General features: G+C 26.9%; 30 protein-coding genes and 1 tRNA gene. 11 read left to right on the forward strand and 20 right to left on the reverse strand.

Translation table 11 applies throughout. The features are described from left to right. Positions 1-39: 39 nt before the first annotated feature. From ACTT9U_RS02365 to purH, 4 genes are read left to right on the forward strand one after another with little or no spacing between them, the layout of a single operon-like run. Positions 40-408, forward strand: coding sequence for a hypothetical protein (locus tag ACTT9U_RS02365; protein WP_440931589.1), 369 nt, complete (start codon positions 40-42; stop codon positions 406-408). Positions 409-436: 28 nt separating this feature from the next. Beyond that, the gene (gene rpe / locus ACTT9U_RS02370; protein ID WP_440931590.1) at positions 437-1,096 is read left to right on the forward strand and encodes a ribulose-phosphate 3-epimerase; all 660 of its coding nucleotides are present in this window, start codon (positions 437-439) and stop codon (positions 1,094-1,096) included. A 29-nt stretch (positions 1,097-1,125) separates the two neighbouring features. Beyond that, a complete protein-coding gene (locus tag ACTT9U_RS02375) occupies positions 1,126-2,709 on the forward strand; it encodes a heparinase II/III family protein (RefSeq protein ID WP_440931591.1) in 1,584 nt (527 codons plus the stop codon). Further along, positions 2,709-4,241, forward strand: a complete 1,533-nt coding sequence (purH, locus tag ACTT9U_RS02380; RefSeq protein ID WP_440931592.1) for a bifunctional phosphoribosylaminoimidazolecarboxamide formyltransferase/IMP cyclohydrolase — start codon at positions 2,709-2,711, stop codon at positions 4,239-4,241. The genes ACTT9U_RS02375 and purH overlap by 1 nt, the downstream gene beginning before the upstream one ends. Here the strand turns inward: purH and ACTT9U_RS02385 are convergent. The 3 genes from ACTT9U_RS02385 to ACTT9U_RS02395 form a co-directional block, all read right to left on the reverse strand. Continuing rightward, positions 4,231-4,584, reverse strand: coding sequence for a 4a-hydroxytetrahydrobiopterin dehydratase (locus ACTT9U_RS02385; RefSeq protein WP_440931593.1), 354 nt, complete (start codon positions 4,582-4,584; stop codon positions 4,231-4,233). The genes purH and ACTT9U_RS02385 overlap by 11 nt on opposite strands. Next, a complete protein-coding gene (locus ACTT9U_RS02390; RefSeq protein WP_440931594.1) occupies positions 4,577-5,482 on the reverse strand; it encodes an FkbM family methyltransferase in 906 nt (301 codons plus the stop codon). Before ACTT9U_RS02390 ends, ACTT9U_RS02385 begins: the two co-directional genes overlap by 8 nt. 15 nt (positions 5,483-5,497) lie before the next feature. Next, positions 5,498-5,572 (reverse strand) — tRNA-Gly (locus tag ACTT9U_RS02395). 89 nt (positions 5,573-5,661) lie between these two features. Between ACTT9U_RS02395 and ACTT9U_RS02400 the strand changes: the two genes are divergently transcribed. Beyond that, the gene (locus ACTT9U_RS02400) at positions 5,662-6,309 is read left to right on the forward strand and encodes an LON peptidase substrate-binding domain-containing protein (RefSeq protein WP_440931595.1); all 648 of its coding nucleotides are present in this window, start codon (positions 5,662-5,664) and stop codon (positions 6,307-6,309) included. Here the strand turns inward: ACTT9U_RS02400 and ACTT9U_RS02405 are convergent, their stop codons facing one another. Then, entirely contained in the window at positions 6,310-7,371 is a 1,062-nt protein-coding gene (locus ACTT9U_RS02405) for an FAD-dependent monooxygenase (RefSeq protein ID WP_440931596.1), read from the reverse strand. It abuts the gene before it with no gap. A 60-nt stretch (positions 7,372-7,431) separates the two neighbouring features. On the opposite strand from ACTT9U_RS02405, the gene ACTT9U_RS02410 reads away from it, so the two are divergent. Together ACTT9U_RS02410 and ACTT9U_RS02415 are read left to right on the forward strand one after the other, a co-directional pair. Then, positions 7,432-9,519, forward strand: coding sequence for a DNA translocase FtsK (locus tag ACTT9U_RS02410; RefSeq protein WP_440931597.1), 2,088 nt, complete (start codon positions 7,432-7,434; stop codon positions 9,517-9,519). Continuing rightward, positions 9,519-10,076 carry a LolA family protein gene (locus tag ACTT9U_RS02415; RefSeq protein WP_440931598.1) on the forward strand — a complete coding sequence of 186 codons (558 nt, stop codon included), beginning with the start codon at positions 9,519-9,521 and terminating at the stop codon, positions 10,074-10,076. Before ACTT9U_RS02410 ends, ACTT9U_RS02415 begins: the two co-directional genes overlap by 1 nt. On the opposite strand, the gene ACTT9U_RS02420 is transcribed toward ACTT9U_RS02415, so the two are convergent. From ACTT9U_RS02420 to hisB, 8 genes are read right to left on the reverse strand one after another with little or no spacing between them, the layout of a single operon-like run. After that, a complete protein-coding gene (locus ACTT9U_RS02420; protein ID WP_440931599.1) occupies positions 10,073-10,576 on the reverse strand; it encodes a GNAT family N-acetyltransferase in 504 nt (167 codons plus the stop codon). The two genes, ACTT9U_RS02415 and ACTT9U_RS02420, sit on opposite strands and share 4 nt — an antisense overlap. Beyond that, a complete protein-coding gene (locus ACTT9U_RS02425; protein WP_440931600.1) occupies positions 10,573-10,938 on the reverse strand; it encodes a histidine triad nucleotide-binding protein in 366 nt (121 codons plus the stop codon). The genes ACTT9U_RS02420 and ACTT9U_RS02425 overlap by 4 nt, the downstream gene beginning before the upstream one ends. Then, positions 10,935-11,207 carry a phosphoribosyl-ATP diphosphatase gene (gene hisE / locus ACTT9U_RS02430; RefSeq protein WP_440931601.1) on the reverse strand — a complete coding sequence of 91 codons (273 nt, stop codon included), beginning with the start codon at positions 11,205-11,207 and terminating at the stop codon, positions 10,935-10,937. Before hisE ends, ACTT9U_RS02425 begins: the two co-directional genes overlap by 4 nt. Before the next feature lies 1 nt (position 11,208). Beyond that, a complete protein-coding gene (gene hisF, locus ACTT9U_RS02435) occupies positions 11,209-11,964 on the reverse strand; it encodes an imidazole glycerol phosphate synthase subunit HisF (RefSeq protein WP_440931602.1) in 756 nt (251 codons plus the stop codon). Beyond that, positions 11,957-12,682: a 1-(5-phosphoribosyl)-5-[(5-phosphoribosylamino)methylideneamino]imidazole-4-carboxamide isomerase gene (gene hisA / locus ACTT9U_RS02440; RefSeq protein WP_440931603.1), complete on the reverse strand. Its 726-nt coding sequence runs from the start codon at positions 12,680-12,682 to the stop codon at positions 11,957-11,959. The genes hisF and hisA overlap by 8 nt, the downstream gene beginning before the upstream one ends. Further along, a complete protein-coding gene (locus ACTT9U_RS02445) occupies positions 12,682-12,825 on the reverse strand; it encodes a hypothetical protein (protein ID WP_440931604.1) in 144 nt (47 codons plus the stop codon). Before ACTT9U_RS02445 ends, hisA begins: the two co-directional genes overlap by 1 nt. Next, a complete protein-coding gene (gene hisH, locus ACTT9U_RS02450) occupies positions 12,826-13,452 on the reverse strand; it encodes an imidazole glycerol phosphate synthase subunit HisH (protein WP_440931605.1) in 627 nt (208 codons plus the stop codon). 5 nt (positions 13,453-13,457) lie between these two features. After that, positions 13,458-14,048: an imidazoleglycerol-phosphate dehydratase HisB gene (gene hisB, locus ACTT9U_RS02455; RefSeq protein WP_440931606.1), complete on the reverse strand. Its 591-nt coding sequence runs from the start codon at positions 14,046-14,048 to the stop codon at positions 13,458-13,460. A gap of 89 nt (positions 14,049-14,137) precedes the next feature. Here hisB and hslV point away from each other — a divergent pair, with 89 nt between their 5' ends. Both hslV and hslU read left to right on the forward strand, forming a co-directional pair. Continuing rightward, a complete protein-coding gene (hslV, locus tag ACTT9U_RS02460; RefSeq protein WP_440931607.1) occupies positions 14,138-14,653 on the forward strand; it encodes an ATP-dependent protease subunit HslV in 516 nt (171 codons plus the stop codon). Then, the gene (gene hslU / locus ACTT9U_RS02465) at positions 14,653-16,026 is read left to right on the forward strand and encodes an ATP-dependent protease ATPase subunit HslU (RefSeq protein ID WP_440931608.1); all 1,374 of its coding nucleotides are present in this window, start codon (positions 14,653-14,655) and stop codon (positions 16,024-16,026) included. Before hslV ends, hslU begins: the two co-directional genes overlap by 1 nt. Here hslU and ACTT9U_RS02470 read toward each other — a convergent pair. Genes ACTT9U_RS02470 through ACTT9U_RS02480 form a run of 3 tightly spaced genes read right to left on the reverse strand, consistent with a single transcriptional unit; the run spans position 16,021 to position 17,890 of the window. After that, entirely contained in the window at positions 16,021-16,854 is an 834-nt protein-coding gene (locus ACTT9U_RS02470) for a sulfotransferase domain-containing protein (RefSeq protein WP_440931609.1), read from the reverse strand. The two genes, hslU and ACTT9U_RS02470, sit on opposite strands and share 6 nt — an antisense overlap. Positions 16,855-16,882: 28 nt before the next feature. Continuing rightward, positions 16,883-17,293 carry a Smr/MutS family protein gene (locus ACTT9U_RS02475; RefSeq protein ID WP_440931610.1) on the reverse strand — a complete coding sequence of 137 codons (411 nt, stop codon included), beginning with the start codon at positions 17,291-17,293 and terminating at the stop codon, positions 16,883-16,885. Further along, positions 17,294-17,890: a Tim44/TimA family putative adaptor protein gene (locus tag ACTT9U_RS02480; protein ID WP_440931611.1), complete on the reverse strand. Its 597-nt coding sequence runs from the start codon at positions 17,888-17,890 to the stop codon at positions 17,294-17,296. It lies immediately after the preceding gene. 57 nt (positions 17,891-17,947) lie between these two features. Between ACTT9U_RS02480 and ACTT9U_RS02485 the strand changes: the two genes are divergently transcribed. Continuing rightward, a complete protein-coding gene (locus ACTT9U_RS02485) occupies positions 17,948-18,373 on the forward strand; it encodes an FxsA family protein (RefSeq protein WP_440931612.1) in 426 nt (141 codons plus the stop codon). Beyond that, the gene (locus ACTT9U_RS02490) at positions 18,357-18,779 is read left to right on the forward strand and encodes a protein-export chaperone SecB (RefSeq protein ID WP_440931613.1); all 423 of its coding nucleotides are present in this window, start codon (positions 18,357-18,359) and stop codon (positions 18,777-18,779) included. Before ACTT9U_RS02485 ends, ACTT9U_RS02490 begins: the two co-directional genes overlap by 17 nt. Here the strand turns inward: ACTT9U_RS02490 and dnaQ are convergent. From dnaQ to ACTT9U_RS02515, 5 genes are read right to left on the reverse strand one after another with little or no spacing between them, the layout of a single operon-like run. Next, positions 18,776-19,438, reverse strand: a complete 663-nt coding sequence (gene dnaQ / locus ACTT9U_RS02495; protein ID WP_440931614.1) for a DNA polymerase III subunit epsilon — start codon at positions 19,436-19,438, stop codon at positions 18,776-18,778. The genes ACTT9U_RS02490 and dnaQ overlap by 4 nt on opposite strands. Next, positions 19,438-20,007 (reverse strand): dephospho-CoA kinase, encoded by a 570-nt coding sequence (gene coaE, locus ACTT9U_RS02500; protein ID WP_440931615.1) that lies wholly within the window; start codon positions 20,005-20,007, stop codon positions 19,438-19,440. Before coaE ends, dnaQ begins: the two co-directional genes overlap by 1 nt. After that, positions 20,000-20,797 (reverse strand): shikimate dehydrogenase, encoded by a 798-nt coding sequence (gene aroE, locus ACTT9U_RS02505; RefSeq protein ID WP_440931616.1) that lies wholly within the window; start codon positions 20,795-20,797, stop codon positions 20,000-20,002. The genes coaE and aroE overlap by 8 nt, the downstream gene beginning before the upstream one ends. After that, positions 20,790-21,380, reverse strand: coding sequence for a Maf family protein (locus ACTT9U_RS02510; protein WP_440931617.1), 591 nt, complete (start codon positions 21,378-21,380; stop codon positions 20,790-20,792). Before ACTT9U_RS02510 ends, aroE begins: the two co-directional genes overlap by 8 nt. Continuing rightward, positions 21,373-22,203, reverse strand: coding sequence for a pyruvate, water dikinase regulatory protein (locus ACTT9U_RS02515; RefSeq protein WP_440931618.1), 831 nt, complete (start codon positions 22,201-22,203; stop codon positions 21,373-21,375). The genes ACTT9U_RS02510 and ACTT9U_RS02515 overlap by 8 nt, the downstream gene beginning before the upstream one ends. Between the last annotated feature and the right edge of the window lie 63 nt (positions 22,204-22,266).

Raw genomic sequence — 22,266 nt, forward strand, 5'->3', positions numbered from 1 at the left:
CCCCTTTTTTTTTGTTCTTTTATCTAATATAAAACTTATATGTCATCAGGATTATCAGCAAACTTTCATCCCTTAGTCTATATAATTGATTATGCTTTAGGTATGATCATGTGGACTTTGATTGGTAAGGTTGCAATGAATATTTTTCAAAAAGAAGATTCTGAATTTTTTTTTATGAAAGTGTTTGTAAAAATAACAAATCCATTTATTAGACTTTTTAAACCAATAACACCAAAATTTATAATTGGTCCATTAGTACCATTATATATTGCATGGTTCTTTTTTATGATTAGATTTTACTTAATGCCATGGGTGCTTGGTTATTCTGTAATGGGTATGCTATCATTTCCTCTTGAAAGTGAAATTTCTAGACAAATTTATCAATTTTTTAATTCAATTAAATTTTAAAAATTGATACTACTAGTAATTGCTATCAATGAAAAAAATACAAATTTCACCCTCAATACTTTCAGCTGACTTTAGTCAACTTGGTAATGAGATAAAAAAATTAGAAAATGCTGGGGCTGACATGGTTCATGTTGATGTAATGGATGGACATTATGTTCCAAATCTTACTATTGGACCTCCTGTCATTAAATCACTTAGAAAACATACTAAACTTAAGTTTGATGTTCATCTGATGATTGCTCCTGTCCACAAATACATAGTAGATTATGCAGAAGCAGGAGCTGATATAATTACAATTCATCCTGAAGCAACTGATAACTTGCAAGACTCAATAACAAAAATTAAGGATTTAAAAAAAAAAGTTGGAATTTCATTAAATCCAGAAACAAAAATTGAAATAATAGAGAAATTTTTAAATCAAATTGATTTAGTTCTTATAATGAGTGTAAATCCAGGTTTTGGGGGACAAAAATTCATACCTGAAGTCTTAGAAAAAGTTAAAAAATTAAAGATAATTCGTGAAGATAATGAATTTAATTATGACATAGAAATTGATGGTGGAATTAATTTTGAGAATTCAAAGAGTGCAATAGAAGCAGGAGCAAATATCCTGGTCTCAGGAACAACTATTTTTAAGAGTAATGACGGCGATATCAAAAAAAATATAGATTTATTGAAATCGGTTTAGTTAGCTATTCTTAATATAATCTGTTTTATATGCTGAATAATTTAAGAAATTTATATCTTAATTCTTTTTTATATGACAAAAAAATTTCTAAATACACAGATCTTCAATTTAAATATAAACCAAGCACTTACCTTCTATCTTCTCTAATTAAATTCAAAACAAAAAAAAATAACATTACTGATTTTTCATTAGAAGAAATATGGACAAATAAAAAACTTAACGAGAAACAATTTAAAAGATTAAATAATTTTTTTTGGATTTTTAGTTTAGATCTAAAATCTTCTAGTAATGATGTACAAAAAGTAATTACAAAATGGATTAATGTAAATAACAAATATAACTCAAAAAGTTGGGAAATAAGCGTTGTATCAAAAAGAATCATTTCATGGTTATCAAATTCTAAATTAACTTATGATAATGGGACTAAAGAGTACCAAAAAGAATTTGATTTAATACTACAAAAACAAATTTTACATTTATTAAATCAAATAAATCATTCAAAAAATTATAAAAATAAAATAATAAGTATTTCTGCAATAATTCTTTTTTCTCTTTGTTACAGTGAACAAACAAAAAATTTAGATGCTGGATTAGATTTATTAAAAAAATTTATTAAAGAGACTTTTGATAAATATGGGTTCCCAAAATCTCGTAGTATTAAACATTCTATATTTTTTTTAAAATATTTAATATTGATTAGAGAATGGTTTAAAGAATCACAAAATGTTATACCTGAGTTTATTGATGAATATATTTTTTATTTAGGTCAATCTTACTCATTCTTTTGGAAAAATATCAATTTTGATCCACACTTTAATGGTAACAATTTATCTGAAAATTTTGAATTTGATCAATATTTAAAAAGATGTGGTTATTCATTTAAAAATAAAAATTATGAAAATTCAAATTATGTATCCTTAAACAATAAAAAAATTAATTTATTTATGGATATTGGACCATCACCTGAGAAAAATTTTTCAGATGAATATCAAGCTGGTTCTCTTTCTTTTGAATTTTTATCTAATGGAAAAAAAATTTTTACAAATGCAGGTTATTATGAAGGTTCAAATCATCAATTAAATGAACTATGTCGATCTTCGGCTCTACAAAATACTTTAGTATTAGATGATAATTCATCATGTAAATTTAGCAGGAATTCTAAAGGTAAATATAAAATTAATACGAATCTAAAAATAATTCAAAAAAATATTGTTTTTGAAAAAAATTATTGGAAAATAAATGCTTCTCATGATGGCTATTTGAAAAAATATAATTTAATTTATGAAAGAGAAATTGAATATTTTCCTGAAAACTACAAATTAATTGGTACTGATAAAATTAAAGGTAAAAAGGATTTGCCAAATCTTAAATTTGATATTCGTTTTCATTTAGACCCATCTTCAAAAGTTATGAAAACCCAAGATAATAAAAATATACTAATTGAAATTGCTGATGAAGGTTGGAAATTTAGTTGTAAAAATTATGAAGTAAATATCGAAAATGGGCTATTTTTTAACAGTAAAAGTACGTATGTTGAAAATCAAAATATTTTTATATCAGGGATAATAAATTCAAAAAATAATGATATTAAGTGGGAATTAATAAAAATATAATGCCAAAAATTAAAAGAGCCTTAATTTCATTATCTGATAAACAAAATTTAAAGCCACTATTAAATTGTTTAAGAAAATATAATATTCAAATAATCAGTTCTGGGGGAACATTTAAAGCGATCAAAAATCTTAAATTTAAATGCATTGAAGTTTCAGATTTTACTAATTCACCCGAAATATTAGACGGTCGTGTCAAAACTTTACACCCTAAAATTCACGCTGGTATTTTAAATAAGAGAAAAAACAAAAGACACAGTCAAGAATTAAAAAAAAATAGCTTTGAAAATATTGATCTAGTTATAGTTAATTTTTACCCATTTGAAGAAACATTAAAAAATACAAATAATCATAATAAAATAATTGAAAATATAGATGTTGGCGGACCAACAATGGTAAGAGCTGCCGCTAAGAATTACAATGATGTTACAGTGATAACATCGACAGACCAATATGAAGAGCTTATTAATGAACTGAATTTAAACAATGGCTCAACCACAATTGAATTTAGAAAAAAAATGTCAAAGTATGCATTTACCGAAACTGCTCACTATGATTCTTTGATCTCTAATTATTTTAACAAATTAACTAATGATAGTTTCCCAAAAAGAAAGGTCTTTAGCACAAATATAATTAATAAATTAAGATATGGAGAAAATCCTCATCAAATGAGTGCCATTTATTCTTCCAATCATTTAAATTTAAATCAATTAAGTGGAAAACAATTAAGTTATAATAATCTAAATGATATTTTTGCTGCCTTAACAATTTCAAAATCATTACCAAATAATAGTGGTGTCGTTATTGTAAAACATGCAAACCCTTGTGGTGTGTCTATTAAAAAAGATCAAGTAGAATGTTATAAATTAGCACTTGCTTCTGACCCTGTTAGTGCATTTGGAGGTATTGTATCATGCAACTTCAAAGTAAATAGTAAATTAGCTATTGAATTAAATAAAATCTTTCTCGAAGTTATAATTGCTAATGGATTTGATCCTGGTGCATTAAAAATATTAAAAAAAAAGAAAAATTTAAGATTAATCAATGCTGACCAATTTAAGTTAACTGAGAATTATAAAATTAATTCTCACAATGATGCATTTTTGATTCAAAATGAAGATATGATTCAATTTAAACCTAGTGATTTCAAAATAGTTTCAAAATTAAAACCTTCAAACTCTCAAATGAAAGATTTGATTTTCGCCTTTAATGTATGCAGATATGTAAAGTCTAATGCTATTGTCTTAGCTCACAATAACTCAACAGTTGGTATAGGCTCTGGACAACCTAGTAGATTAGATAGTTGCCAAATAGCAATAAATAAAATGAGAAAATTTGTTAATCCAAAAGACGACATCGTTGCAGCCTCAGATGCTTTTTTCCCATTTGTTGATGGTATCGAAAAATTAGTTCAGTCAGGAGTATCTGCAATTATACAACCATTAGGATCTATAAGAGATAAAGAGATAATTAAATTTGCCAACGATACAGAAACAGTTTTAGTTTTTTCAAAAACTAGACATTTTAGACATTAGTGATTTCATCGATTTTAGCGGCCAAAATAAAGTCATTTTCTGAAAGTCCTTCTATAGCATGTGTAGTAATACGTATAATTGCATAACCCCAACCAAAAATAATATCTGGATGATGTCCTTCTTCCTCAGATATTTTCCCTACATCATTAATAAATTTTTGACTTTCTAAAAAATTCTTAAATTTAAATTTTTTTTCTAAATAAAAATTTTTTTTCTCATTGTTAAGCACATCCCATCCATCAACTTTTTTTTGATATTTATGAATTTGAGACACATCAAAAGGAATTACACCACCTTCACATGGAACACATTTTTTTTTCTTTAGATCAAGATCATCACTCATTTTTTAAAAAAATTTTTTCATTATCAGAATCTTTTTTTATTAAATAAAAATTACCTATAGTATTATGACTTTTATCTAATTGTTTAATTAAATCCAAAATATCAGACTCTGTTAATTGTTTTTTTTTGTTATTATAAATTGAATAATTATATTTCATTAAAAAGTTACTTAAGTAGTTTCTATTATTATAATTCTCAAAGATAAATTTTGATAACTCAATAATTATAACAGGTGAATAGTCTTCTATTATTTTTGAAGCGCCTTCCAAAGCTTTAAACTCATTTCCTTCAATATCTAATTTTATTATCAAATTTTTACCTTCAAATTCTTTATTTTTCAAAACATGATCTAAAGTCTTAGTTAATACTTTTTTCTTTGCTTTCAGGTTAAAGTTTTCATGTGAAATAGAACTTTCCCAATCATTTTCGCTTTCAAAGAATTCTAAGCTTTCATTATTTTCATTTGATAACGCACATTGAATTAGATCCACATTTTTAAAATTATTTAATTCAATATTTTTTTTATATGCTTCACATGTATTCAAAGATGCCTCAAATCCAATAACAAAGTTTTTATTATTAAGACTGGCAGCATAAAGAGAATAAAAACCATAGTTTGAGCCACAATCTAAAAAAAGAATTTCTTTCGATTGGGAAATTTTATTTATGATATTTAACTCTGTTACATCGTCAAAACCACATTTTCTTAATAAAGCGTGTGAGGTTTTATTTTTTTTATAACTTGCGTAAACTTTAAAGTTAAAAATATTAACTATTATGTCGTGGTTTAAGAATTTTCTACAGATCCTAAAAAATAAATAGTAAATTAAATTGTTTTTAAAAAATCTAATATCTTTTTTCTTAACAAATTTTTGGAAAATAAACGTTATATAATTCAATATTTTACAGTTAGTTGGAGCGGGCAAAGGGGGTCGAACCCTCGACCTTCTCGTTGGCAACGAGACGCTCTACCACTGAGCTATGCCCGCATTTAAGATGGAATATATCTATCTCTTTAATTTCTATCAAGCAATATTAAATTGTTTGTAATAATATTATTGATACATATATTATGTCCATGAAATCTACAGCTCTACCAAAAATAATTCCGGTATTTCCTCTAAGTAATTTTATCATCTTTCCAAAAACAGCTGTACCACTAAATATCTTTGAACCTCGATATATTGAGATGATAAATGATAGCATGAAATCAAATAAACTTATTGGCATGATTCAACCAAAAAAATCAAACGATATTGATAATTTAGTCCCAGAGTTACATGACGTTGGTTGCCTTGGAAAAATAGTTGGATTTAAAGAAACTGATGACAAAAGATTTCTAATTGAACTTAAAGGTCTAATTAGATTTGAAATCTTAACCGAAATTCATAACGGAAAAATTTATAGAGAATGTGAGGTAAAATATAATAATTTCGAAGAAGATCTTTTAGAAAAAAAAGAGGATATAAAATTTTCTGATTTAGAATTGATATTCAAAGATTTAAAAAGTTTATTTGAAAAAAGAGGTTTTATTATTAACTGGAAAGCTCTTGAAAAACAAAGCTTAGATGAAACAATAAATGCACTTGCAATGGCTTCGCCATTTACACTAGAGGAAAAACAAATTTTATTAGAAGCAAAAAGTTTACAACAGAGAAAAACAAAAATTTCTGAGATTTTAACAACTTATTCTTACGACAATTTCAATAATACCACACTTCAATAACTAATTTAAATCTCCCATATCAGCAAAGGATTTAAAGACATTATTTAGTTTTTTATTTTTTATGAAATGAGAAATACTTTGATTAAGAAATTTGTTATTTAACTTTCTCTCAAAATTAAAAAATTCATATATGAAATCTATACCATTAGAAAATAAATAATTTTTTGATTTAGTATATTTTTCAAATTCATAGTTAATTGATTTATCTATAGGTAAGCCCAAATTAATTCTATTTCTAATTAAAACAACCAACTTATGTATATCTCTAATTGTCATATTGAATCCTTGCCCAGCCAAGGGATGAATTCTATGAAGCAAGTCTCCAAATGCTAAAATATTTTTATGATAATAATTACGGAGATTAGAAGCTTTTAATGGAAAACGATTAATTTCATTTACCCTAATAATATTTAATTTTTTATTATAATTTTTAATTAATTTAATAAATTCCTTCCTATCAATTTTTTTTTTGTTGTTTAAAGAATAAACTATTGAAGTTTCTGAATTTGATATTGGCAGAAAAGCAATTGGGCCATTCTTGGTAAAAATTTGAATTGCTTGATTATTTTTAATATTTTTATGCCTTAAAACAGTTGTATAAGCGTATGAATTATATTGTTTTTCAAATTTTTTATAAAAATATTTTTTTGTAATACTACTTTTATAATCGGAGTTTATAATTAAATCATATTTCTTTTCTTTTGAAAGTTTAACTACCTTAAATTTTTTTTCTTTTTGTAAGCTTTTTCTTAATATTTCTTGTAGTTCATAATTTCTAACAATTGAGAATAAATATTCTTTGTCTTTAAAAGAAAATAATTCCTTATCTAAATTGTTATCTGATAAAATTCTAATATTAGTTATCTTCCATGATAATTTATTTATGTTACATATATTTTTATTAAATTTTTCAATATTAGATTTTGAAATACCAAGCGTTCTAGATTTTGAGTAATTTTCTATTTTTCCCTTTGATACTAAGTCAACATTTAGTCCAATTTTGAGTAAAGCTTTGGCTAATGCTAAACTAGTAAGATTTTGTCCAAGAATACAAATGTTCATATAATTTAATTTTAACAACAAAAATTAGATGATACAAAGTGATATATTTGATTCATTTTTATGGATATAAAAAATCTGACAGCTGTAACTATCAATTTTATTTCCAAAAGATTATTGGAAATTTTTGGAATTATTTTCACTTTATCAGGTGTATTATTGCTTATTGCTCTAATCTCATATTCGCCAGAAGATCCAAATTTTATCTTTCCTAAAGATACAGAAATAAAAAATTTTTTGGGATTTCAGGGTAGCTTTACTTCAGATATATTATTCCAATCTTTTGGGATAGTCTCATACTTAATACCATTTACCTTAATTTTTACTGGGATTAATATATTTAAATTAAAACAAATTTTTTTCTCAATTGAAAATATTTTCTTTGGAATATTGTATATTATTTTTGGCACTATTTTTCTTAATTTGTTTTTTAATGAATCATTTAATTTATTTGTAAATGGAAATGGTGGATTTATAGGAGAATTTCTAATAGGAACAATTTTAGGTAAACTTTTTTTATCTAATAAAGATATTTCATTTTATTTTTTAATCTTATTAATAATTTGTTTTTTTTTATTAAGTATCAGTTTTAATTTAAAATTGTTTTTTAAAATATTTAAAAAAATTTATTTAAATCTATTTTCCAAAAATGATAAAAATTATACTGATAAGAGTGAACTTATTGAAGAATATATACCTGAAGATCAAATCAAAAATTTAATTCAAGAAAATCTTCCATTTATAAAAGAAAATAAAGACATAGAAAGAAAAGAAAACAAATATAAAATACCAGATTTAAAATTACTTAAAATTCCCTCAAAATCTGAAAGAAACGAAACAAATAAAAATCAAAACTATGATTCTGAATTCTTAGAAAAAATCCTTTTGGATTTTGGAGTGAGTGGTAAAATTAAGAAGACTAGTCAAGGCCCTGTAGTAACGCTAAATGAATTTGAACCTGCGGCAGGAGTTAAAGTTTCAAAAATTATTAACTTATCAGATGATATTGCAAGAAATACTAGTTCAGAGTCAGCTAGAATTTCAACCATTCCAGGAAGTAGCACAATAGGTATTGAGCTTCCCAATCCTGGTAGAGAAAATGTTTATCTGAGTGAAATTTTAGATAATTCTGATTTTAAAAAAAAAGAAATTAAATTACCTATTGCTTTAGGAAAAAGTATATCAGGAACTCCTTTAATAGGTGATTTATCAACCATGCCTCACTTATTAATTGCTGGTACTACTGGTTCAGGAAAATCTGTTTGTATAAATACAATTATTCTTTCCCTTCTCTATCGTCACTCTCCAGACAAATGTAAATTTATTTTAATTGATCCAAAAATGTTGGAACTTTCTACATACGAAGGTTTGCCCCATTTATTATGTCCTGTGATCACTGAGGCTAAAAAAGCAGCATCTGTATTAGGTTGGGTCGTAAAAGAAATGGAAAGCAGATACAGATTAATGACTAAAGAAAATGTCAGAAACATTGACGGTTATAATTCAAAGCACAAACTGCCTATGCCGTATATAGTTGTAGTAGTTGATGAAATGTCAGATCTAATGTTGGTTGCTGGAAAAGAAATAGAAAATTATATTCAAAAATTATCACAGATGGCAAGGGCAGCCGGTATTCATATAATAATGGCAACTCAAAGACCTAGTGTTGATGTAATTACTGGAACTATTAAAGCTAATTTTCCCACTAGGATTTCTTTTCAAGTAACTTCAAAAATTGACAGCAGAACAATTTTAGGTGAACAGGGAGCTGAGCAACTACTAGGTAAGGGTGATATGCTCTATATGTCGTCAGCTAATAGAATAATTAGAATTCATGCTCCTTTTGTATCTGAAAATGAAATTGAAAAAATAAACAACTTTATAAGATCTCAAGCAGAACCTGATTATGTTGATGAGATACTTAATTTTGCTGATGAAAAAGACTCAGGAAATGTTCAGAATACTGGCGATAAAGATGAATTGTATAAATCTGCAATAGATATAGTGAAAAGTGAAGGTAAAGCATCAACTTCATTTCTTCAGAGAAAACTTCAAATTGGATATAATCGTGCCGCTAGAATAATGGATATGATGGAATCTGATGGAATTGTTAGCAAGGCAAACCATGTTGGAAAAAGAGATGTTCTCTAATGAAAAAATATTTTTCTTTAATCATTTTTTTTTTTCAAATTTTACCTACAGAAGGGTCAATTAAAGTTAGTATTATAAATAAACTTAAAAAAACTGAAAATATAAATTTTAATTTTATCCAAAAAATCAATGAGAAAACTGAAAAAGGTAATTGCACAATTTTCTATCCTAAGAAAATTTTTTGTGAATATTTTGATAAAAAAGGAAAAATACTTGTTTCAAATGGCAAATCGTTAGTTATTAAAATCAAAAACACAGGCGCATATTATTTTTATCCATTAGAAAGAACTCCCCTTAATTTAGTGTTAGATAAAGAATTTTTAATTAGGAAAATAGAACAACTTGATTTTAGCCAAGAAGACAAAGATGCTATTTATTTTCAAATAATTGAGAATAATCAAAAAATAAATATTTTTTTTAATAAAAAAACTAAAAATCTAAATGGTTGGGAAATTACTGACATTTATCAAAACAAAAATTTAATAATTATCTCAAATATTTTAGAAAATCAGATTTTAAATAAAAAAATATTTTTATTACCAAAGAGAACAGACTAAACTCTTAAAGTTTCTTCCTTAAAAATTTTCATGCCTCTTGCTAAATAATTATTTAATGCATTTTTATGATCTGAAGTACATGTATGTAGCCACAACCTAGATATTTTTTCTTTAAATGCTTCTTTAATTCCATATGAGAGAAAATATGATCCCAGTTTTTTATTATGATATTCTTCTAATAATCCAAAGTAAGCTATTTCTTTTTCATTTTTTAATGGATGATAAATAATTTCAAAATATCCTGCTAGATCTTCTTCATTTTTTAATACAAAAGTTTTCAAATTTTTATTATTAATATATTCAATCCATTGGATATCAGTCCAAATTAATCTATCCGTCCATCTATATTTTTTTCCAACATTTTTGTAAAAAAACTTATTCAATTGAAAATCTGGTTCTTCAATTAATTCAATATAATAATTTTTTGAAGGTTTAGATGAGTCTTTTAATTCATCTAAAGACTTTATTTCTAGATAGCTTCTTTTAATTTCTAATGTCACTCTACCATCTTACCAACTCTTTCACCCCCAAATAAATGAAAATGAAGATGTGGTACTTCCTGTCCTCCATGTTCGTTGATATTTGCCAAAGCTCTATAACCTTTTCCTGTATCAACTGATATACCAAGTTTCTTTGCAACTGTGTTTATTCCTTTTAATAAACCTACCATCTCTTCAGGAGAAGCATTCTCGCTAAAATCATCTAAATCTATGTATTTGCCTTTTGGAATTACTAAAGCATGAATTTTTTTTTGAGGATTAATATCATGAAATGATAAAACATAATCATCTTCATGTATTTTGTTACAAGGAATCTCACCTCTTAGTATTTTTGCAAAAATGTTATTTTCATCGTACCTCATTTTTTTCTTTTTTCCAATTCAGCCATAACTTCTTCGATTTTTATACCATTAGCTTCTAAATACATTGTTAAGTGATAAAAAACATCCGCTGCTTCATGTATTTTATTAGTATTTTTTTCTACAGCCTCTACTAACTCATCAATTTCTTCAATGACCTTTGCTTTGCTCAATGAGGTATCTGATAACAATTTATTTGTGTAAGATCCTTCAACCGGATTTGCTTTTCTCTCTCTTGCTAATTTAAATAAGTGTTCAAGTGTACCAAGCATATCAAATTCTAACAGGTATTCCCTTTGAGTCCAAATATTCCTTTGCTTCTTTAATAGAATATTTTCCATAATGAAAAATTGAGGCAGCTAAAACAGCACTAGCTTTTCCATTCTTTATACCTTCAGCTAAGTGATCTAAATTACCAACGCCTCCAGAAGCTATAACGGGTATATTAACTGATGAAGATATTGATGACATCAGATCAATGTCGTATCCTTTTTGTGTACCGTCTCTGTCCATTGAAGTCACCAAAAGCTCCCCTGCTCCATTTTTTTCCATTAAAATAGCGAAATCAATAGCATCAATTCCTGTACTATTTCTTCCACCATGAGTGAAGATCTCCCAGCTTTCATCATTTTTTTTAGCATCTATTGCAACTACAATACATTGAGAGCCAAATTTCTTTGAACTATCTATAACTACACTTGGATTTTGCACAGCAGCAGTATTTATAGAAACTTTATCAGCACCACAATTTAACAACTTATTAATATCATCAACACTTCTTACTCCACCACCAACTGTTAACGGAACAAAACATTTTTTTGAGGTTTCTTTAACTACTTCATAAATTGTGTCTCTATTTTCATTAGAAGCTGTAATATCTAAAAAACAAATCTCATCTGCACCATTATCACTATAGATCCTAGCTTGTTCAACTGGGTCACCAGCATCTTTTAAACCAACGAAATTAATTCCTTTTACAACTCTGCCATTTTTGACATCCAAACATGGTATAATCCTATTTTTAAGCATTTAATTCCTTAACCAACTCTTCAAGTTTAATATCTCCATCGTAAATAGCTTTTCCAACTATAATACCTTCAATATTTTTATTACTTAATTCTTTAGCTTTTTTAACATCATCAATTGAAGAAACTCCACCAGATATAACTACTGGGCACTTTGAAGTGCTGGCAACCTTAACTGTTTCCTCAAAATTAGGGCTTTGTTTCATGCCATCTCTATTAATATCAGTATATATCAGCCTACTTGCACCATAATCATTTACTTCCTTTAAATAATCTAAAATTAATTGATTTGAATTTTCTTTCCATCCTGAAACAGATAAATAACCATCTTTAGCATCTAAACCTAAAGCAATTTTATTTGAAAATTTTTCACACGCCTCTTTTAAAAAATTTTTATCTTTTATAGCAGCACTTCCTAAGATAACTTTTTCAACACCTGCTTCGGTATATCTCTTAATACTTTCATAATTTCTTATCCCTCCACCGATTTCAACTTCAAGATCAAATTTATTTACTATCTGTTCAATAATATTTAAGTTAATTGTTTCGCCTGTTAATGCTCCATCTAAATCAACTATATGTAAATTTTTAAGTCCATGGTCTTTATATTTACCTGCTTGTTCAACCGGAGACATTTCATATTCAGTTTTCTTATCAAAGTCACCTTTAACTAATCTTACACATTTTTTATCTTTTATATCTATTGCGGGAAAAATTTTCATTAATCTATCGTTCCTGATATTTGGTTTGTTTTAACTTTAAACTTGATACCATTATTTTTTTTTTTGATTTTTGAATGATCATAATTAATTGGCTCACAACTTATCAGTAATAAGCCGAAAATAATTATAAAAATTTTCTTCATTTAAATATCAATAAAATTTTTTATTATTCTTAAACCAATTTTTTCACTTTTTTCTGGGTGAAATTGCGTTCCAAAAATATTTTCTTTTTCAACAGAACAAACAATATTTGACGAATAATCAGTTGTTGCTGAAATTACATTTTTATCATTTGGTAAAAATTCATAACTATGCACAAAATACATATGAGAATTATTCTCTATATCTTTGTAAATCTTACTATCTTTAACTATATTAATTTGATTCCAGCCAATATGAGGTAGTTTAAACTTTCCATTTTGATTATCTATTCTTGAAACTTTGCCTGATATCCATCCAAGTCCTTTAGTTTCTGTTTCTTCATATCCAACGTCTGCAAACATTTGCAAACCAACACATATTCCAAGAAGTGGCTTCTTATCAATTATTACAGATTCATTAAGTGTTTCTGAAAGTCCACTTATAGCATTTAAGGCCTCTACGCAGCTTTTAAATGAGCCTTGTCCAGGCAAGACAAGCTTATCGCTGGATCTGATCTTTTGTAAATCTGAAGTAACTTCGAGAGCTATTTTATTTTTTGCAACTTCTTTAAAAGAATTTACAACTGAACTTATATTACCTGAATTGTAGTCAACAATTGTGACATTCATTAAATTTATAAAGAGCCTTTAGTTGATGGAATTGATTTTTTATTTCTTGGATCCATTTCTAATGCTGTTCTTAAGGATCTTGCCAAACCTTTATAACAAGACTCAATTATATGATGACTATTTTCTCCATAAATATTTTCTACATGCAAAGTAACTCCGGCTGCCTGAGAAAATGCTTGAAACCATTCCTTAAATAACTCGGTATCCATCTCACCTAATTTTTCTACTTTAACTTTTACTTTCCAGATTAAATAAGGTCTATTTGATACGTCAACTGCTACTCTGGTTAAAGTCTCATCCATTGGTATCATCGCATGAGCATATCTTTTTATGCCAACAAATTTTTTTGCAGCTTTTTTGAGAGCTTCACCTATTGCAATACCAGTGTCCTCTGTTGTGTGGTGAAGATCAATATGAGTATCACCTTTAGCTTTAACTTTTAAATCTATTAATGAGTGCTTTGATAATTGTTCTAACATGTGATCTAAAAATCCTATGCCTGTATCAATTTCGTATTTACCTTTACCATCAATATTTAGTTCAACACTAATACTTGTTTCTTTTGTTTTTCTAGCAATTTTACCTTTTCTAGCCATATGTACATGAAGGTATATATGGATTAAGAAATATATCAATATCAGTAATCACTACTTGAAGAATAAAAATTAATATCCATCTTATAATTATGACTACAATAGTATTAGTTAGAAAAAATAACGATGTGGTGGTTGCTGGTGATGGTCAAGTAAGTATGGGCAATACTGTAGTAAAAAGCACGGCATCAAAGGTAAGAAAAATTGAAAAAAGAGATGTCGTTGCAGGTTTTGCTGGATCAACCGCAGATGCTCTAACTCTATTTGAGAGGCTTGAAGGTAAGCTTGAAAAACATGCAGGAAATTTATCTAGAGCAGCTGTAGAACTAGCTAAAGACTGGCGTACAGATAAATATTTAAGAAGATTAGAAGCATTAATGGCTGTGGGTGATAAAAATAATAGTTATATTATATCAGGCACTGGTGATGTTTTAGAGCCTGAGGGAGATGTAATTGGAATTGGCTCTGGTGGCAACTATGCTTTAGCAGCTGGTAAAGTATTAATGGAAACTGATATGACGGCAGAAGAAGTTGCAAAAAAAGCAATTAAAGTAGCAGCAGATATATGCGTATTTACAAATGATAATGTAAAAATTGAAAGAATATAATGGATAAATCAAACGTAACTCAACTTCATCCAAAAGATAATAAAAAAAGTGAAGCTTCGCTTGGGAGTTCTTTATCACCAAGAGAAATTGTTTCTGAATTAGACAGATTTGTAGTTGGGCAAAACAAAGCTAAAAGAGCAGTGGCAGTAGCTTTGAGGAATAGGTGGAGAAGACAAGCCCTCGATGGTGAAATGAAAAATGAAGTTTTACCAAAAAATATTTTAATGATTGGACCAACTGGAGTTGGAAAAACTGAAATTTCTAGAAGATTATCTAAACTTGCAGAAGCACCTTTTGTCAAGGTTGAGGCCACAAGATTTACTGAAGTTGGATATGTAGGTAGGGACGTAGAGCAAATCGTAAGGGATTTAATTGAAATTGCCATTTCAATGGAGAAAGTTAAAAAAAGAAAAGAAGTTAAAGCCAAAGCTCAAAAAATGGCTGAAGAAAAAGTATTAGATGCTTTAGTCGGTAAAAAAGCTAGTCCTGCTACAAGAGAAAGTTTTAGACAAAGATTAAGAAATGGTGATTTAGACGATAACGAAATTGAAATTGCTGTAAGTGATGTAAGTGGAGGAAACGGTACCTCTTTTGAAATTCCTGGTATGCCAGGTGCAAACATAGGCATGATCAATATCAGCGATATGCTCGGAAAATCAATGGGACCTAAAGAAAAGAAAAAGAAAATGACAGTAAAAGAATCTCATGAAATTTTAATAAATGACGAATCTGATAAATTAATCGAACAAGATAAAATTATAAAAGCAGCCAAAATTTCTACAGAAAATAATGGAATAGTTTTTTTAGACGAAATAGATAAAATTTCAGCAAGAACTGATAGAGTTGGTGGCGATGTTTCAAGAGAAGGTGTTCAAAGAGATTTATTGCCATTAATTGAAGGAACAACGGTTAATACAAAATATGGACCAATTAAAACAGATCATATTTTATTCATCGCTTCAGGAGCATTTCAGCTTGCAAAACCCTCTGATCTTTTACCAGAATTACAAGGAAGATTACCAATCAGAGTAGAGCTAGAAGCATTAACTAGTGATGATTTTAAAAGAATTCTTAAAGAACCAGACTATAGTTTAATAAAACAATACGTGGCACTTCTTAAAACTGAAAATGTTGAACTTGAGTTTTCCGAGGATGGAATAGATAGAATTGCAAATATTGCTTCAGAAGTAAATGCAACGGTTGAAAATATTGGTGCTCGTAGATTACACACGATAATTGAAAAAATATTAGATGATATTAGTTTTACTGCAACAGATAGATCTGGAGAAAAAATCGTAATTAACAAAGCTTATATTGATAAAAATCTAGACACTTTAGTCAAAGACTCTGATCTTTCTAAATTTATTTTATAAGTATCCCAACTCTTTCATTTCTTTCTCAAAATTATTTTCTATTTTAGCTTTCTTTATAAAATCTAGTCTTTTTTCCCATCTATTATTTATTCCTAAGTTAAAAAATTTTTTATTTTCATTTCTATTTGGATTTTCTTTAAATCCATTTTTTTCCTCTAAATTTTTCATATTTTCAAATGAAGTTGTTTCGATTACATTATCTAATCTTTTTAAATCTACATTAATATTAATATCTTTACTGATATATTGCCTGGATAATTTTTCAATAAATTTGAAAAGTTTGATTATTGTTTCTTTTTTTTTTTTTACCAAATCTTCATATTTCACAAAATAACATCTATCGCGTAATTTTTTCCAAGATAAGTAATTTGTTCTCCATGAACCAATATAATGAATAGGAATTCTACCTGTAAGAAAATTATTTTCATCTAAAATGAGATCGACTGAACGATCAATGCTTCTGTCAAAATGATGAGAATAAGATAAGGCTACGTTTCTAGGGTCTCTAACAACATAAATTGCTCCTAGTGTATTTGTTTTGTTTGTAAAATTAATATTTTTATTTTCAAATAAACTATGGGTTTTTAAAAATTGTAAATTTTTTTCTTTTACGTATATTTTTTGTACATTTATATAATTTTTAACAACGCTATTTTCATCTGTAGGGTCTATACCAATTTTCTCATAAGCTTCATTGTTGGGAAATTGAGGGATGGTGTTTAAATAATTAAAATCAAAATTCCCATCTGGTGAGTGAAAATATGATGAAAAAATTGCTCTCAACATGGTATTACCACTTTTAGGATATGATGCTAACCACATAATCATAATTTTTTTTATAGCAGCTATTTGTTCTCTAAATTTTTTTCCTTAAATATATATAAAAAGCTCCTTCCCCACCATCTTGAATATTGGCTTCTTTAAATTCTGTAATTAAATTCATTAACTCAGTATTATTTTTTATATATTCGGGAACTGAGTATCTTAAAATACTTAAGTCTTTTGAGACGTAAGGATCCTTTTCATTATTTGAATGTAAACCCTTACCCGTTACTATTCTTATTTTATTAAAACCATTTTCATAACTATCAAAAATGAATTTTTCAATTTCATTATTGGCTTCATCTAATGTAAAACCATGTAAGTCAATTTCAGAGCTTTTATAGTTCTTTTTATTTGATTGAACTAAATCTTTATTGGGTAATTTTTCTTTTTTAGATAAAAAATTTTGCCAATCTTTCTTATCTTGATCTGAAATTTTACTCAATTATGTTAGGGTTTCTATTAATTGCCAATTTGGATTGTTTGATCTTGTGTCTCTTGAAAATATCCAAGTATCATAAATTTTTTTAATTTTTTCAGGATCACCTGATATAATTTTTTTCTCGTTATCTCTGATACAAGTAATGACTTCGCTTACAAAATCTACAGTTACTTTTAAAAAATTATCCTCTTTTTTATGCTCTTTTATAGTTGCTGAATCTACACCGATGAAGGTAATCTCTGCAGTATGGCCTCTCTTATCTCGTTCTTTTAAAGCTTCATTAAATTGAGTGTAAATTTCTTTACTTAGTAACGGTTTACTTGTGGTTAACTTATTATCACTGTCACTAAAATCAGTGATAATAGTTTCGTATGCAATTTTAGCACCAGTAATAAATTCTTTTTGTGCTACATCATCAAAATTTTCTTTAGGCTTAGGTTGATTTTCTTTTTGAACATCTTTCAAAATTTTTTCAAATTGTGTAGTTGGTTTTCCCTCAAAGCCACTTCTTCTTCCAAGAATTCCTCTTAATCTTAAAAAAATAAAACCTGCGATCATCGCGAGTAAAATAATGTCTATGTATTCAAAGCTATAATTCATCCATTAATAGTAATTACTATGTTGATTATTTCAACCAACAAATTACATTAAAGTCAAATGAACTCACTGCTATTATCAATTATACTCATTCCAATTATCGAAATTTATCTATTTATTAAGATAGGGTCACAAATTGGTGCTTTCAAAACTATTTTTTTAATATTTTTTACTGCTGTGGTTGGTGTTTATTACGCAAAACATGAGGGGTTAAATACAATCAAATCTGGATTGACCAACATGGTTAGAAATCGAATACCCGCATATGAATTAATTTCTGGTGCTGCAATTGCATTTGCAGCAATATTGTTGATTGTGCCTGGCTTTGCTACAGATGCCCTTGGTTTTCTGTTGATTTTTCCAATTACTAGGAAATTTTTACTTAGTCATATAAGTAAAAATTATAAAAATGATAAGAATATAAAAAAAAATTTTATTGAAGGAGAGTTTGAGGATATAGAGGATGACCATGACAGAAAAATATAAAATTTTAGCAGAGTTTGTAAAAGACATATCTGGAGAAACTCCAGATATTGAAACTTATTTATTTGTTAAAGATAACTTAGACAAATATCACATGAATATAAGTATAAACTCTAAGGCAATCAAAGATAAATTGATTGAAGTCAATACGACGCTAAAATTAGAAGATAAAACTTCGAATGAAAAAAAATCTTATTTTGAGGTGATATACTCTACTATTGTAAAAATTACTGAAGATATAGATGATAAAAAAGTGTTAGAAAAAATTATATTATGTGATGTTCAAAATAAAGTTTATCCAAATATTAAAGGCGCATTATTAAATTTAGTTCATAATTCTGGATATCCAACTCTTAAAATAGAAAAACAAATTGATTTTGAGGAACTTTATAAAAAGCAAATGAACTAAAAAAAATTTTTTTTTAAATTTGTTTTTAAAAATTTATTATGAAACTCAATTTCATCAGATGTTGGTTTTATAATTTTTTTGTAATACAATTGAGTACTGTTGATATCTTCAATTTTAGTTTTATTTTCATTTTGAAAATCTAAAGTAGGCTCCTTTTGATCAAGAAGGTTAATGTAAACTTTCGCCAACAAATCACAATCAATAAGCGCTGTATGTTTTGTTCTTCTCGAATTATCAATTCTATATCGTTTACATAATGAATCTAAATTTATAGGTGAGCCAGGAAACTTATCTCTTGCTAATATAAGTGTATCTATTACTTCATTTTTAATTTTATCTTTGCCTAATATAAGCATTTCGTTATTTAAATGACCTATATCAAAATCCGCATTGTGGATTACCAGCTTTTTCCCCTCAATAAACTTTAAAAAATCATCAACTATTTCAGAAAACTTTTTTTGCTTTGATAAAAATTCATCAGAATAACCATGTACTTCAAAAGCTTTTTCTGAAACTTTTCTTTCAGGATTTAAGTAGCAATGGAATGTTTGTTTTGTTGGAATTAAATTATCTAATTCTATACATCCTATTTCTACAATCCTATGACCATCCTTAACATTTAAGCCCGTTGTTTCTGTATCAAGTATTATTTCTTTCATTAAATTAATTTTGATAATATTTTTTTTACAGAATTTTTTGCTTTTTTTGAAGAAAAATCATTCTTTACAACAAAGTTAGATTTTTTCTTTTTTATTGATAAAGGCAATTGAATGCTTTTAAAAAGTTTTAACAACCCGCTATTATAATTCAGTCTTTTAAACAGTCTTTTTCTAATATCTTTTTTATTAGATTCTATAAATATTATTATATCGTCTTTTTCATTTAGTTTATTTTCTAAGTAAAGAGGTATGTCCAGTATCACAAACCTTCTATTTTTATTTTTGTTTAAAAAAATTTGCAATTTTTTTCTAATTATTGGATGAACTATCTTTGTTAATTTTTTTAAATTTCCTGGATTAGATAAAATGCATTTTATGAGTTCTTCTTTTTTTAGGGGGAAGGAGAAGATCTGTTGAGGAAATATTTTTCTAATTAATTTGTTAAAATTTCTATCTTTTTCATAAATTTTGTTTACTTCTAAATCTGCATTAAAAATAGGAAATTTAAATAATTTTGAAAAATAACTTTTACCCGATCCAATATCACCCACTAATGCTATTCTAATCATTTAAGTAATTCAAAAATTTTTCATCTATTTTGGGATTAATTCCGGTCCAAATTTCAAATGCTTTTTGAGCTTGTAAAAGCAACATTAGCTTTCCGTTTATAATAACGTGCCCTTTTTCTTTGGCATTCTTTAAAAAATTAGTTACTGGAGGATTATAAATTGTATCATAAAAAATTATTTTATTTTTTAAATTATCAAAGTTTAAATTTATTTGATCATCTGGCTTTAATCCAAGACTAGTAGCATTTATTACAATATCACAATCAATCTCATGATCCCATTCCAAAGGACTTATGTTAGCAAATGTTTCTTTTAATTTTAATAACTTTTCTTTTGTTCTGTTTTTTATATAAATTTTTCTTATTGATAAATCCTCTAGCGCAGTTATTACAGATGGGACTACCCCACCAGCACCCACAATAAGAGCATCTTTATTTTTAAGGTTAATGTTTTTATTTAGAATTGATTGTGAAAAACCATACACATCAGTGTTATCACCAATCACAAGATCATTTTCCTTATATAACGTATTTACTGATTGAGTTTTTTTTGCAAGGTTCGATAATTTATCAATAAAAGGTATTATTTTTTGTTTAAACGGAACAGTAACATTGGCTCCACTTATATCTCCTTCTTTTATTCTCTTAACTAAATTTTCTAGCTTACTTTCTGATAATGTTTCTTTTTTATAAGTAGCGTTAATATTATTTTTATTAAACCAGAAATTATGAATTTTTGGTGAAAGAGAATGTTCAACGGGATTACCAATAATAAGATAATTTCTATTCATCATAATTTTTTAAGTAATCTTTTATTTTTTCAACTGGTAAACCCATAATTGTATTTTCATTTCCCTCTATCTTCGAAAACAAGGATCTACCCAATCCTTCGATTTGATATACATTATAAGCATATAAGGCTTCATCGCTTATCTTAGATAAATATTCCTTCATTTCCTTTTCTTTCATATTTTTCATTGTTAATGAGGCTTTATCGGTGAAATTCCAAATCATACTTCCGCCTTTAGATATGCAAACTGAGCTAATCAAATAATGTGTTTCTCCATTTAAACTTTTTAAAATTTCATATGCTTGATTTCTGTCTGTAGGCTTTGAAATAACTTTACCCTTAAGATCAATTACACTATCTGCTCCTATCACAAACTCATCGGTAAATTTTTGACTTACTTTGTTTGCTTTTAATTCTGCTAAACTTTTTGAAACCTCTTCGGGTGATGCTTTCTGTTTTTCTAAACTTTCTTTAACAATATCTTCATCGACGTTTGATGGTTGGACTTCACAAATTAAACCATTTTTATTAAGGATTTCTTTTCTAACTTTACTTTTAGAGGCTAAAATTATTTTTCTATCCATTTTTTTTACTTATATATATATCATGAATTTTAATAATCGATGCTGCTGTCTCTTCCACTGATTTTCTCGTAACATCAATCGACGGCCAACTATATTTTTTAAATAATTCTTTTGCATCTTGCACTTCTTTTTTAATTTTTTCTAAATTTGTATAATCTTGAGTTTTAGTTTCTTTAAGAGAATTCATTCTATTTTTTCTTATATCTACTAATCTTTCTGCTTCTGTGGTAAGCCCAATTACACAAAAATTTTGTGGCTCTTTTTTTAAAATATCTGGAATGGATTTTTGATTAACTAAAGGAATATTTGCTGTTTTAAAACCTTTGTTTGCTAGATAAATTGATGTTGGAGTTTTACTCGTTCTACTCACACCTAATAAAATAATATCAGATTTTCCGATATCATTAAGAAGATTTCCATCGTCATGGTTCATTGTATATTGTATGGCTTCAATTCGATCATAATACTCCTCATTTAAAGCATGTTGACCACTCGGTTCGTGAGAAGCTTTTTGATTAAATAATTTTGAAAAATTTAATATTAAACTACCTAATACTCCAAAACATGGAATTTTTTTTTCATCACTTTTATTTGTTAAAAATTTAGCCAAACTATTATCAACTATTGTATACAGAATAATTGGATTTTTCTCTTTTTTAGCAATATCAAGAATTTTTAAGACTTGATTTTCTGTTCTTGTAAATGAATATGAATTAACTTTATATTCTATGTTTTGAAACTGTGCTTTTAGAGATAAAAAAATTCTATCTAATGTTTCACCTGTTGAATCAGAGATTAGAAAAATTTGGTAAGTATTACTCATGTATATCTTGTTAATATCTTTGTAATATTTAAATTAAATTTAACAAATTTATTTTTTACTAAT

It is taken from the genome of Candidatus Pelagibacter sp. (assembly GCF_052049975.1).
GTDB lineage: Bacteria > Pseudomonadota > Alphaproteobacteria > Pelagibacterales > Pelagibacteraceae > Pelagibacter.

Bases quoted from the DNA above. Each gene is read 5' to 3' on its own strand.
- ACTT9U_RS02365 (WP_440931589.1), top strand. From the start codon at position 40: ATGTCATCAGGATTATCAGCAAACTTTCATCCCTTAGTCTATATAATT.
- rpe (WP_440931590.1), top strand. From the start codon at position 437: ATGAAAAAAATACAAATTTCACCCTCAATACTTTCAGCTGACTTTAGT.
- ACTT9U_RS02375 (WP_440931591.1), top strand. From the start codon at position 1,126: ATGCTGAATAATTTAAGAAATTTATATCTTAATTCTTTTTTATATGAC.
- purH (WP_440931592.1), top strand. From the start codon at position 2,709: ATGCCAAAAATTAAAAGAGCCTTAATTTCATTATCTGATAAACAAAAT.
- ACTT9U_RS02385 (WP_440931593.1), bottom strand. From the start codon at position 4,584: ATGAGTGATGATCTTGATCTAAAGAAAAAAAAATGTGTTCCATGTGAA.
- ACTT9U_RS02400 (WP_440931595.1), top strand. From the start codon at position 5,662: ATGAAATCTACAGCTCTACCAAAAATAATTCCGGTATTTCCTCTAAGT.
- ACTT9U_RS02405 (WP_440931596.1), bottom strand. From the start codon at position 7,371: ATGAACATTTGTATTCTTGGACAAAATCTTACTAGTTTAGCATTAGCC.
- ACTT9U_RS02410 (WP_440931597.1), top strand. From the start codon at position 7,432: ATGGATATAAAAAATCTGACAGCTGTAACTATCAATTTTATTTCCAAA.
- ACTT9U_RS02415 (WP_440931598.1), top strand. From the start codon at position 9,519: ATGAAAAAATATTTTTCTTTAATCATTTTTTTTTTTCAAATTTTACCT.
- ACTT9U_RS02425 (WP_440931600.1), bottom strand. From the start codon at position 10,938: ATGAGGTACGATGAAAATAACATTTTTGCAAAAATACTAAGAGGTGAG.
- hisE (WP_440931601.1), bottom strand. From the start codon at position 11,207: ATGCTTGGTACACTTGAACACTTATTTAAATTAGCAAGAGAGAGAAAA.
- hisF (WP_440931602.1), bottom strand. From the start codon at position 11,964: ATGCTTAAAAATAGGATTATACCATGTTTGGATGTCAAAAATGGCAGA.
- hisA (WP_440931603.1), bottom strand. From the start codon at position 12,682: ATGAAAATTTTTCCCGCAATAGATATAAAAGATAAAAAATGTGTAAGA.
- ACTT9U_RS02445 (WP_440931604.1), bottom strand. From the start codon at position 12,825: ATGAAGAAAATTTTTATAATTATTTTCGGCTTATTACTGATAAGTTGT.
- hisH (WP_440931605.1), bottom strand. From the start codon at position 13,452: ATGAATGTCACAATTGTTGACTACAATTCAGGTAATATAAGTTCAGTT.
- hisB (WP_440931606.1), bottom strand. From the start codon at position 14,048: ATGGCTAGAAAAGGTAAAATTGCTAGAAAAACAAAAGAAACAAGTATT.
- hslV (WP_440931607.1), top strand. From the start codon at position 14,138: ATGACTACAATAGTATTAGTTAGAAAAAATAACGATGTGGTGGTTGCT.
- hslU (WP_440931608.1), top strand. From the start codon at position 14,653: ATGGATAAATCAAACGTAACTCAACTTCATCCAAAAGATAATAAAAAA.
- ACTT9U_RS02470 (WP_440931609.1), bottom strand. From the start codon at position 16,854: ATGATTATGTGGTTAGCATCATATCCTAAAAGTGGTAATACCATGTTG.
- ACTT9U_RS02480 (WP_440931611.1), bottom strand. From the start codon at position 17,890: ATGAATTATAGCTTTGAATACATAGACATTATTTTACTCGCGATGATC.
- ACTT9U_RS02485 (WP_440931612.1), top strand. From the start codon at position 17,948: ATGAACTCACTGCTATTATCAATTATACTCATTCCAATTATCGAAATT.
- ACTT9U_RS02490 (WP_440931613.1), top strand. From the start codon at position 18,357: ATGACAGAAAAATATAAAATTTTAGCAGAGTTTGTAAAAGACATATCT.
- dnaQ (WP_440931614.1), bottom strand. From the start codon at position 19,438: ATGAAAGAAATAATACTTGATACAGAAACAACGGGCTTAAATGTTAAG.
- coaE (WP_440931615.1), bottom strand. From the start codon at position 20,007: ATGATTAGAATAGCATTAGTGGGTGATATTGGATCGGGTAAAAGTTAT.
- aroE (WP_440931616.1), bottom strand. From the start codon at position 20,797: ATGAATAGAAATTATCTTATTATTGGTAATCCCGTTGAACATTCTCTT.
- ACTT9U_RS02510 (WP_440931617.1), bottom strand. From the start codon at position 21,380: ATGGATAGAAAAATAATTTTAGCCTCTAAAAGTAAAGTTAGAAAAGAA.
- ACTT9U_RS02515 (WP_440931618.1), bottom strand. From the start codon at position 22,203: ATGAGTAATACTTACCAAATTTTTCTAATCTCTGATTCAACAGGTGAA.